The following is a 10,666-nucleotide window of genomic DNA, read 5'->3' as shown; positions in this document are numbered from 1 at the left end:
GGCACTTGAACAGCGGCACCAAGGCGCACCAGCGGGTCTACGACCTGTACGGCCGCCTGGTGCGCTACCCGCTGGGCGGGGCCATCCGCGACCTCACCTATGACGCGGCCAACCGCATCACGGCCTACACCCACTGGAACGCCAGCACCGGCGCCAGCGAGGCCGGCGCCGACCAGCAGTTCGGCTATGACGAGTTGGGCCGCCTGACCAGTGTCGTCACCGCTCAAGGCAGCTGGAGCTTCAGCTACGACGCCAACGGCAACCGCACCCAGGCCGTGCTCAACGGCAGCCCCAGCGCCTACACGGTCTCGAACACCAGCAACCGGCTCGAGGCCGTCGGCACCGGCCGCAGCTTCGGCCACGACGCGGTGGGCAACACCACCACCGACTCGGGCCTGGGCTACACGGCCACCTATTCACTGGAGAACCGGCTGGGCCAGCTGACCAAGACCGGCACCAGCTACACCTACACCCACAACGCCGACGGCCAGCGGGTGCGCAAGTACAACAGCGCCGGTGCGGCCACCACGGTGCTGTTCGTCTATGACCTGGACGGGCAGTTGCTCGGCGAGTACGACCGCAACGGCAACGCCATCAAGGAGTACGTCTGGATGGGCAACACGCCGGTGGCGGTGTTCACCCCAGGCGCCACCGCCAATGACCCGCCCACGGTCTATTACATCCATGTCGACCACCTGAACACGCCGCGCATGGTGCGCAACCAAGCCGATCAGCGCCGCTGGCGCTGGATGCTCGCCGAGCCCTTCGGCTCCACCGCCGCCGAGAACAACCCAGACGGGCTCGGGAACTTCTCCTTCAACCTCAGGTTCCCGGGGCAGTACTTCGACCAAGAAACTGGGTTGCATTACAACTGGCATCGGGACTATGACTCGACCATCGGTAGGTACATTGAGAGCGATCCGATCGGGCTCGATGGCGGCATCAATACCTACTCGTATGTAAGCGGGAATCCGCTCAGCTATATCGACCGCTCGGGCGAAGCGGCTACGCTCACATGGTGCTTCGGCGGTCCCTGGGGGTGTGCAGCAGGGGCAGGGGCGGCGGCTTGGGCCATTTGGATGTCAACACCAAGCGGCCAAGAGGCCGTACGGAGCACTGCATCATCGTCCGCCCAAGAGCATTGCTGCGCTGAATATCGGCATGTCTATCAACCGAATGACGGTAAACACGGCTCCAGTCAGCGGCCGGGTCCCCGAGGACATGTCTCCCCCGAGCCTGCAAACGGTGCGGCTGTTCTTGCCACGTCAGTTCCAGCAGGATTGGCCCGTATAGGCCATGATCCCGCGACCGGACAACTGGTGGTATTTAGAAACCACCACACTGACGAAAAAAACTGCATAAAGTACTGGCATGGTTATGTCGTGGGCCACCGAGATCTGACGCCAGATCAATGGCGTGCTGGCCGCGACGCGGGTTACCCCAATTGGCCAAGGAAACCGCAATGATTCAACCGGGCAGCAAGAAATACACAATCGATCTTTCGACTTTCTGTCTCGATTTCATTGTCGATGTCGAGGCATCTAGGGCGCAGTCAAAGGCACTACGCCCTCCGGGCGTCAGTAATTTCGTCTTCGCAGTTGCAGAGATATGGATCAGGACTGGCGGCCAGACAGTCTTATTTGTTGAGCAATGGACAGTCGGGAATTTGGTAGAAGTGTTGAATGCAATGGTGCGCCAGGTCAGAGAGCCCTCCGACGTGGCGGCAGAAGACTATATTCCTATGGGGGGATGGTGCGAGTGGATGAAAGGTTACTGGAAGCGACTCGAAGCAAACGCCGTTAAAGCAGAGGATGAGCAGACTTACGACATCCTAAGGAAGTTTCTGTTGTTAGATGATCCTTTGGGGTGCGTAGCCCTCTATAAACATGGCGACTCCACGGTGATTGAGGTCTGCTCCCAGGACACAGCCTCCGTGAGCTTTCAACTCTATTCGATAATCGACAAAGATAAATTCCTTGGGTCCATCCATGAAGTTCTGAGAAACATCCAGCGGGGGACGGAAAGATAGGGAAGTAATAGCATCCTGCGCTGCGAACTGCGAGTTGCCTTACTGCTCCAACTCCCAAAGTAATCAGCCGGCACTACCTGCTCCGACACGCACTGAACAAGATGAAGCGCAGCGGGTTTGGGAGCGCGCCCACTATCACCGAATCTGTGACGAGAAGCCGCCCCCGAACGTCGATCTTTGTACCCGTTGGCGGTGAGAGCGGGAACGAAATAAGCGATGTAAGGCCGAGCGCGAGCGCTACGGAAGGAAATGGTATGGGGAAAACGGGCACCCACAGAACAGCATTAGTTTCGACAAGGCAATTGAGAATCTCACCGATAAAATTGAACGACTTTGCCCACCTGAGATTTTTTGCCCTCGTGCACGCCCTGAAAGGATCCGATATGGCTCAAATGATTTCTCTATCTGAACTTCTAGAGAGAATGTCTGAACTGCCAGAATTCGTGGGACCGCAGCTGGTCGATGTGAATCAGACAGGCAACTATGGGAATTCACCGCTTCATGTTGCTGCAACATGGAACGACGTGGAAGCTATAAGAGTCCTGGTTGAGAACGGCGGAAATTTGGACGCCCAGGGGGAAGAGCGAATGACGCCGCTTCACCGTGCGGCCGAAGCAGGCAACCGAGAGGCTGTCCTTGTGCTCCTCCAACTAGGCGCGGACGCATCGCTGTTGGATTCCGGAGGAGCGTCGCCGCAAGATCTCTCAAGACGCCTACACAGATGTCTCGACGATATATTTGAGCAGTTCCGCCAATCTTATTGACTGGTGTATGAGCAATAAGAGGATCGCTGCAGGAAGATCGTGGAAAATGCGCGAGTAATTGTGCAAACAGGCATACTAACGAAACCGTGCCCAGCACAGGATATCGACGTCCGAGGAGGGGCTCGCGCTTATTCTGGCTGTATGATTCTCCCGAACGATTTATTAAATGCCAACCTGCGTGTTGCCTTAGGAGCGGGAACGGGCCATGTCCTTGAAAGACTGTTTGGATCCAGCAAAGGCAAGTAAAAAGCGCTAGGCGCGGAATCACCACCAATCGCAGTTGCGAGCAACAATTCAATCGAAAGCATTCGGTCACAAAGGCGCTCGAATTCGCGATGAGAGCAATCTTAGGGAGCGCAATTTTGGGAAAATTTGTTCATACACACCAACCGTGGCGCCACGGGGCGGCAGTAATCGCGCTTGCCGCAAACTTTCTGACAGTGCCGCTTGATGCACTTGCTCAAGACAGCGCATGCGCTGCTAATGCAGGCGCCTATCCCGACGCTATATGCTCGGTCGCTGACGTTTTTTATCGCTCCAGGAAAGACCAGTCTCCACAGTTCGAGACAGGCACCGAGGCATGCATTCACGCCGCGGGGAACCTCTACGGCACCTGGTACCGCAATGCCGAGTTCGTCGCCTGGCACCCCAGCTATGGTCGGGGGTGCTATTTCGACATCTACACCAACGGTACGCAGTACAGCGGTCGTCTTTTCTATCAAAACTGGGCGTACGCAGTGCAAGAGTGCCGCCGCCCGCCCGTTGAGTACCGGGCATGGACGGACCGTTCCGACACGTCCGTGGATGGCAACGGCAGATTGTGGTGTGTCTATTGCCCCTCCGGCACCCGCAACATCGGCGGCGGAGTGTGTGCGCCGGAAATCGATGTCCACCCCCCGCGTCCCCGAGAGTGTGGAACAGACCCAGGATTCGGCCAGCCCATTTATCCATTGACGGGCACGAAGCGCAAGCTTGTCGCCGTGGAGACCGCTTCTTCGCTTCTGGCCACGACTCTTGCCTATGACACGGCAGCACAGTCACGAGGCGCGCCTGATCTTGCGGACCATAGAGCTGATACGTATGGCGCACTTGGGAAACTGTGGACAACCAACTGGCACCGGCGGCTGGTGCTGGGTAAAGAGGCGATTCAAGCGGTCCGCGGCAGCGGCAATCTTGTCAGCTTCTCGTTGCAGCAAGGTGGCGAATGGCGCTCGACAGTCGATCAGACTGATTCGCTGGTGGTTTTGGCGGATCAGTATTTCTATCGAGACCAAGGCAAGGGGAGCATCGAGCAGTACGAAAGCTCGGGACGGTTGGTGAAGTGGCAAGCTGCAAGCGGCTCGACGCTGACCTACACATACAGCACCTCGGAAACAGCCCCGGCCGTGGCCCCTGGCGCGGGATATCTGCTGGAAGTTGCCGACCCCTTCGAGCGACGGCTCTCCTTCACTTACGCTCAACTTCCTAGCGGCCGGGTCGCCGTCACAAAAATCGAAGATCACGTGGGCAAGCGATGGGAACTCCGCTACGACGGCCAAAGCAATCTGGCTGCAGTGATTCCGCCGGGAAGCAGCGATCCGTGGCTTGGGTTCGCATATGACAGTGGGCACCCTGGGCAGAGCTGGGCGCTGACCGGGATGGTTGATGCTTTCAATGTTCGAACTGAATCGTACGAATACGACGAAGCCGGACAAGCCAAAAGAACGCAGCTTCATGGCGGGTTCAACCAGTTTTCTGTGGCGTACTCAAGCCCGCCAGTGAAGTCCGTTCGGGAGGTGGTCGACGGATTTGCCAAGAAGGTCTGGCGCTACCACGAATGGACCGCCCCGCAGGGAACCTCCGTCAGGCTTCCGAATGGCGCCGTCCTTGCGCTTGAAGCAAGCTCTTCTCATGGGCAGTCTCGGCTCACCAGCATGAGCCAACCGGCCGGCGCCGGCTGCGCCGCATCGACTCACTCAACGGAGTACGGCACCCAGGGCAACGTTGTACGCCGCGACGATTTCACCGGTAAACGCACCTGCTACGTGCACGACTTGTCCAGGCACCTTGCGACCACGCGCGTTGAGGGCCTGAGTCCTTCTGACGCCTGCAGCACCTACACCGCCACTGCCGCCTCGCTACCCGCCGGCAGCCGCAAGACAAGTATCGAGTGGCATCCCGATTGGCGGTTCGAGACCAGAGTCGCGGAGCCCGGCCGTATCACCACGACCATCTTCAACGGCCAGCCCGACCCGTTCTCCGGCGGCGCGGTGGCGAGCTGCGCCCCCTCTTCCGCCCTGCTAACCGACGGTAAACCCATCGCCGTGGCCTGCAAACGCGTCGAGCAGGCCACCACCGATGCGAACGGCTCGCAGGGCTTCTCGGCTTCGTTGGCCGCCGGTGTCCCCGCTCGCACGTGGACCTACACCTACAACCAACACGGCCAGGTACTCACCGAGGACGGCCCGCGCACCGACGTCGCCGACGTGACCACCTACGAGTACTACCCCGACACCACGCCTGAGTGGACCCGCGGCGACCTCAAGGAGGTGACCAACGCCGCCGGCCAAGTGACCCGCTACACCCGCTACAACCCCCACGGCCAGGTGCTGCAGAGCGTGGACGCCAACGGCGTGATCACCGACTCCACCTACGACCTGCGCCAGCGCCTGACCAGCGTCACGGTGGCCGGCCAGACCACCACCTACACCTACGAGCCCACCGGCCTGCTCAAGCGCGTCACCCAGCCCGATGCCAGCTACGTCGAGTACCACTACGACGACGCCCACCGCCTCACCGGCTTGAGCGACCAGGCCGGCAACACCATCACCTACACCCTGGACAACGCCGGCAACCGCACCGCCGAACAAGTCACCGACCCCGAGGGCGTGCTCGCGCGCAATCTCAGCCGCGCCTTCGATGCGCTCGGGCGAGTGCAGCAGTCCACCGGCTCGATCCAATAAACCCCGAGGGAGGCTCCCATGAACCACCACATCCTGGCGCGCACGCTGGCGCTGCTGCCCCTGGCTTGGGCCTGCTCAGCACTTGCCCAGACCCTTCCACCGCCACCGGTCTCACCGGCGCCGGCCACCCAGGCCGGCCGCCAGCGCATGCTCAGCCTGATCGCCGAGCAACTGCACGAAGGCGGCTTCCGCACATGGCAGCCGCCAGCTCTCGAGGCCAAGCACACCTGCTCGGATTGCGGTGGATAACTGCACGTCCCGTAGCTTTATGTTACGAATTTCCCCGAAGTGGGGGTCTGGGCCGCTCGGATACATCTCGAGATACTGACTGCGCCTCCGGCAAGGGTGGATGACAGTTCTCTCTGCCGAGAGGCTCGAAAAGAAACTGGATAAACGCGAGGGAAGCATGCTGATGCGAGGGAGGCGCTGTTGCGCGCGATGGTTTGCAACGTCGTTCACTGCTGTTGCACCACGCTTTGCCCGTTGGTGGAGCGGTGCGAAGGCGAGGTCGATGGTCCGATCGAGGGGCACGCGGCGGGTCGCGCCGCTCATTTGCGTGCCGTTGCTGGTCCTGCTGTCTCTATCGGCCATCAGGACCAGCGAAGCGAGCGAGCGACGCTGGTCGATCAATTGGTCGCACTGGTCCAGCGGATTCGATTCGCCGGCGCGGGCGTGTGAGGCTCTGTACCTCGTCTGGGACTCGTATCAAACCCAGTCGCAACATGCCATCGGCTACTCCATCACGCAAGTCGACCCATCGCCTTGGCCGTACTGCGTTGCGACGTGCGAAATCGAGTACGTCTTTACAGACCCCGATAGGCCGCACGGCGTCTATCACACTTCATACAACGCCGGATGCGCGGAGGTGATCGACCACTACCAGGACAAGCCGCAGACATGTGAACCGCACTACGGCCGCCCCATCTATCCGTTGACCGGCAGCAAGCGCAATGAGATCGAATTGGGACGCTGGCTGGGCGAGCCTCTCATATTGACCTACGACACCCGCCGCAAGGTCTCAAGCTCCGACGCCTCCATCGCATTTGGCTCGGCGGTCCTGCCGTCCTTCGGTTCCTTGTGGGCGAGCAACGTCCACAAAAAGCTGGTCTTCCAGCCTGCACCCAAGCCAGCCGTTCAGGCTTCCCGCGGGGCCGGCCGCTGGATCAGCTTCATCTCCACCGGCTCGGACACCTATGCACCCGACGGCGACATCGTGGATCGCATCAGCCAGGCATCCGGCAATTGGCGCTACTTCGATGCGGCCCGAGGGGCCTATGAGATCTACAACCCCGCCGGGCAATTGCTGAGCGTGAAGACCGCTTCAGGAGCACTTCACACCTACACCTACAGCTCCATGCCAGAGACGACCGCTCCGGCCGAGGGCCTATTGGTGTCGATCCAGGATCAGCAAGGCCGCACGATCCGTTTCACCTACGAGAAGCCACCCGAGCCGTCCTTACCGATCCGCATCAAGCAGCTTATCGACCCTGCACAGCAAGCCATCGAGTTCGGCTACGACAGCCAGGGCACCCTGCAGCGCGTCACTTGGCCGGACCAAACGCAACAGCAGTTCCTCTACGAGAACACCGCCCATCCCTGGGCCCTGACCGGCATCCTGGACGAGAACAACGCGCGCACGGTGACCTACGGCTACGACACGGAAGGCTGGGCCATCAGCACCGAAGCGGCTGGCGGTGTGGACAAGTTCACGGTCTCTTGGGGTACGGCACCGAAGTGGGAGACCACCGAGGCCTATGACGGGGCGAATGGCGTGATCTTGCGCGAACATCGCTGGCTGCCACCGCAGGGCACCGCGGTCACCTTGCCCAACGGACAGACCATCAGCCTGGTCGCGACGAGCGTGCAGGGCGCATCCCGCCTCAACTCACGAAGCCAACCGGCCGGCGCCGGCTGTGCTGCCTCTACCAGGACGACCGAGTACGACGTCCAAGGCAATGCTGTCAGCCGAGACGGCTTCACTGGGCGGCGCACCTGCTATGCCCACGACCTGTCGAGGAACCTCGAGACCACGCGGGTCGAAGGCCTGGACACTTTGGCCATCTGCGGTACTTACCTTGCCTCTGGCGTATCACTGCCCACCGGCTCGCGCAAGGTGAGCACGCAATGGCACCCCGACTGGCGTCTTGAGACCAAGCTCGCCGAGCCCGGCCGCATCACCACGACCATCTACAACGGCAGGCCCGACCCGTTCTCCGGCGGCGCTGTGGCGAGCTGCGCTCCCTCTTCCGCCCTGCTGCCCGACGGCAAACCCATCGCCGTGGTCTGCAAACGCGTCGAGCAAGCCACCACCGATGCGAACGGGTCTCAAGGCTTCTCGGCTTCACTGGCAGCCGGTGTCCCTGCTCGTGTGTGGACCTACACCTACAACCAATACGGCCAGGTGCTCACTGAAGACGGCCCCCGCACCGACGTGGCCGACGTCACCACCTACGAGTACTACCCCGACACCACGCCTGAGTGGACCCGCGGCGACTTGAAGCAAGTCACCAACGCCGCCGGCCAGGTGACCCGCTACACCCGCTACAACCCGCACGGCCAGGTGCTGCAGTCGATCGATGCGAACGGCGTGATCACCGACTCCACCTACGACCTGCGCCAGCGCCTGACCAGCACGACGGTGGCCGGTCAGACCACCACGTATGCCTACGAGCCCACCGGCCTGCTCCAGCGCGTGACCCAGCCCGATGCCAGCTACATCGAGTACCACTACGACGACGCCCACCGGCTGACCGGCTTGAGCGACCAGGCCGGCAACACCATCACCTACACGCTGGACAACGCCGGCAACCGCACCGCCGAACAAGTCACCGACCCCGAGGGCGTGCTCGCACGCAACCTCAGCCGCGCCTTCGATGCGCTCGGGCGCGTTCAAACCGTCGGTACCACCGAACTCAACCAGTAAGTTGAAGAGGGAATCCCCATGGCGCTTTGCAACGAGCGTGACGTCGCTCTGCGGCAGAAACAGAGAATCGTGTGTATTTATCAAGTGAGGGCAATTCTTGTTCTCGCTGCGGCCACATGCTTGGTGGCCACGCCCACTGCGTCCGCGCAATCCAAGCGGCGGGCTCCAATCGGCCCAGTGCATGGAGACACGTGCAACGTCCCTGGCTACTACGGCTCTTTTCAAGCCACTTGCGACGCCCGAGCTGCGTTCGTGAACTGGCCTGGTACTTTGACCTATGAAGCCACGACCGGGTACAAAGGCCGGTGCCTTACCGGCCGTTTCAACGGAGACGAGGCGATAGGGTATCCATTCCTCGGCTATTACTGCCCGCCGCATTACTCGATGCGCAACTTCTTCGACTATGGTGGTTGCCCACGGAGTGACGGAGGCGGGACCGCGCTGTTTTACGGGCCCAACCAATACTGCGAGACGCACTACGCAATCATTGATGAAGACCGGCGAGGCGCCCCGCCTGCCTGTCCGGAAGGACGATGCGAAGTGGGCAACCCGATCGACCCCATCCGCGGCGTCAAGCATGAACGCGTTTCCACGGGTTTGCGCCTGGGCGGCTGGGAACTTGAGTTCCACTACGACAGTGCCGTCAAGGCACCGGTGGAAAACGAGGATATCCGCCCGGCCGATCCGACGCCTCGCGTGCTCGGCCCGATGTGGTCGTCCAGCTTTCACCGCAAGGTCATCTGGCAACAAGCGAGCTCCAGCCACGGCAACAAGCTCCATGCACGCGGGGACGGACGGGTCATCCAGTCGAAGTGGGACGGCGGCCAGTACGTTGCCGCAGCCGGCGTACGCGACCGCGTGATGAGCAGTGGGCGCTACTTCGACGCGGAGAAGAACGCCCTAGAGTACTACGACAACACAGGCTCCTACCACCTTCTCCACATGCAATCGTCCAGAGGGAGGTACATCAAGATGGAATACAGCTCGAACTCGACCCCGGCGACCGTCGCGCCGGCGTCCGGCTATCTTGTCTCGGCGAGTGATGAGACTGGTCGTGTCCTGCAGTTTCGCTACGAGCTACCGGGAGGAGCACCTGTGACAAGCGGTGGCCGCCTCGTTGAAGTGTTCGATAACGCCGGCCCGAGTATCACCATCGGCTACAACGGCAACGGCAATGTGGAGCGGATCACCTGGGCGGATGGGCGTGCTCGGCAGTATCTGTACGAGCACTCGAACTTGCCGTGGGCTCTCACCGGGGTGGTCGATGAGTCTGGGATGCGCTACTCGACGTTCGGTTACGACGCAGCAGGCCGGGCCATATCGACGGAGCGTGCCAGAGGTGTTGACCGCTACCAAGTCAGCTATGCCGTACCGCCGAAGATTGTCATGGCGGAGACATTGGCCCCTGAGGTCTACCTTGTCCGCACATATGACTGGTCTCCTCCAGAAGGAGTTGTCGTGACGGACGCTCTGGGCAACAGAAGAACTCTTGGGTCTACCTTGCTGTCCGGCAAGCTGTATCTCACAAGTCGGTCGCAAACCGCCTGCGAGGGATGTACGACGGTGACGATGACTCAGGCTTTTGATAGCGGCGGCAATCTTGAAAGCAAGGACGACTTCACGGGCCGGCGCGCCTGCTACGCGCACGACCTGTCGAGGAACCTGGAGATCACACGGGTCGAGGGCCTGTCGAACACTGCCACCTGCGGCACCTACGTCGCTTCCGGCGCTGCTTTACCCAGTGGCTCTCGCAAGGTGAGCACCCAGTGGCACTCCGACTGGCGCCTCGAGACCCGCGTGGCCGAGCCGGGCCGCATCGTGACGACGGTCTACAACGGCCAGCCCGACCCGTTCTCCGGCGGCGCTGTGGCGAGCTGCGCTCCCTCTTCCGCCCTGCTGCCCGACGGCAAACCCATCGCCGTGGTCTGCAAACGCGTCGAGCAAGCCACCACCGATGCGAACGGGTCTCAAGGCTTCTCGGCTTCACTGGCAGCCGGTGTCCCTGCTC

At 61.3% G+C, this 10,666-nt stretch carries 6 protein-coding genes and 1 pseudogene; all 7 read left to right on the top strand.

Features of this window, described 5'->3' with window-relative positions; genetic code table 11:
- A partial coding sequence (locus M8A51_RS25870; RefSeq protein WP_280926202.1) for an RHS repeat-associated core domain-containing protein occupies window positions 1-1,466 on the top strand: 1,466 nt, incomplete at its 5' end.
- The gene (locus M8A51_RS25865; protein ID WP_251781512.1) at window positions 1,463-2,029 is read left to right on the top strand and encodes a hypothetical protein; all 567 of its coding nucleotides are present in this window, start codon (window positions 1,463-1,465) and stop codon (window positions 2,027-2,029) included. The genes M8A51_RS25870 and M8A51_RS25865, both read left to right, overlap by 4 nt.
- A 383-nt stretch (window positions 2,030-2,412) precedes the next feature.
- The gene (locus M8A51_RS25860; RefSeq protein WP_251781511.1) at window positions 2,413-2,793 is read left to right on the top strand and encodes an ankyrin repeat domain-containing protein; all 381 of its coding nucleotides are present in this window, start codon (window positions 2,413-2,415) and stop codon (window positions 2,791-2,793) included.
- Between the two features lie 335 nt (window positions 2,794-3,128).
- Window positions 3,129-5,735 carry an RHS repeat domain-containing protein gene (locus M8A51_RS25855; RefSeq protein WP_251781510.1) on the top strand — a complete coding sequence of 869 codons (2,607 nt, stop codon included), beginning with the start codon at window positions 3,129-3,131 and terminating at the stop codon, window positions 5,733-5,735.
- A gap of 18 nt (window positions 5,736-5,753) precedes the next feature.
- Entirely contained in the window at window positions 5,754-5,984 is a 231-nt protein-coding gene (locus M8A51_RS25850) for a hypothetical protein (protein WP_251781509.1), read from the top strand.
- Window positions 5,985-6,600: 616 nt separating this feature from the next.
- The gene (locus tag M8A51_RS25845; protein WP_251781508.1) at window positions 6,601-8,658 is read left to right on the top strand and encodes a hypothetical protein; all 2,058 of its coding nucleotides are present in this window, start codon (window positions 6,601-6,603) and stop codon (window positions 8,656-8,658) included.
- A 540-nt stretch (window positions 8,659-9,198) separates the two neighbouring features.
- Window positions 9,199-10,666: pseudogene (locus M8A51_RS25840) on the top strand (hypothetical protein); the annotation flags it as partial.

The sequence above is a fragment of the Caldimonas mangrovi genome (assembly GCF_023721835.1).
Lineage (GTDB): Bacteria > Pseudomonadota > Gammaproteobacteria > Burkholderiales > Burkholderiaceae_C > Caldimonas > Caldimonas mangrovi.
Note: the sequence above shows the minus strand (reverse complement) of the source record. Positions and strands in the feature narration are given on the sequence as shown.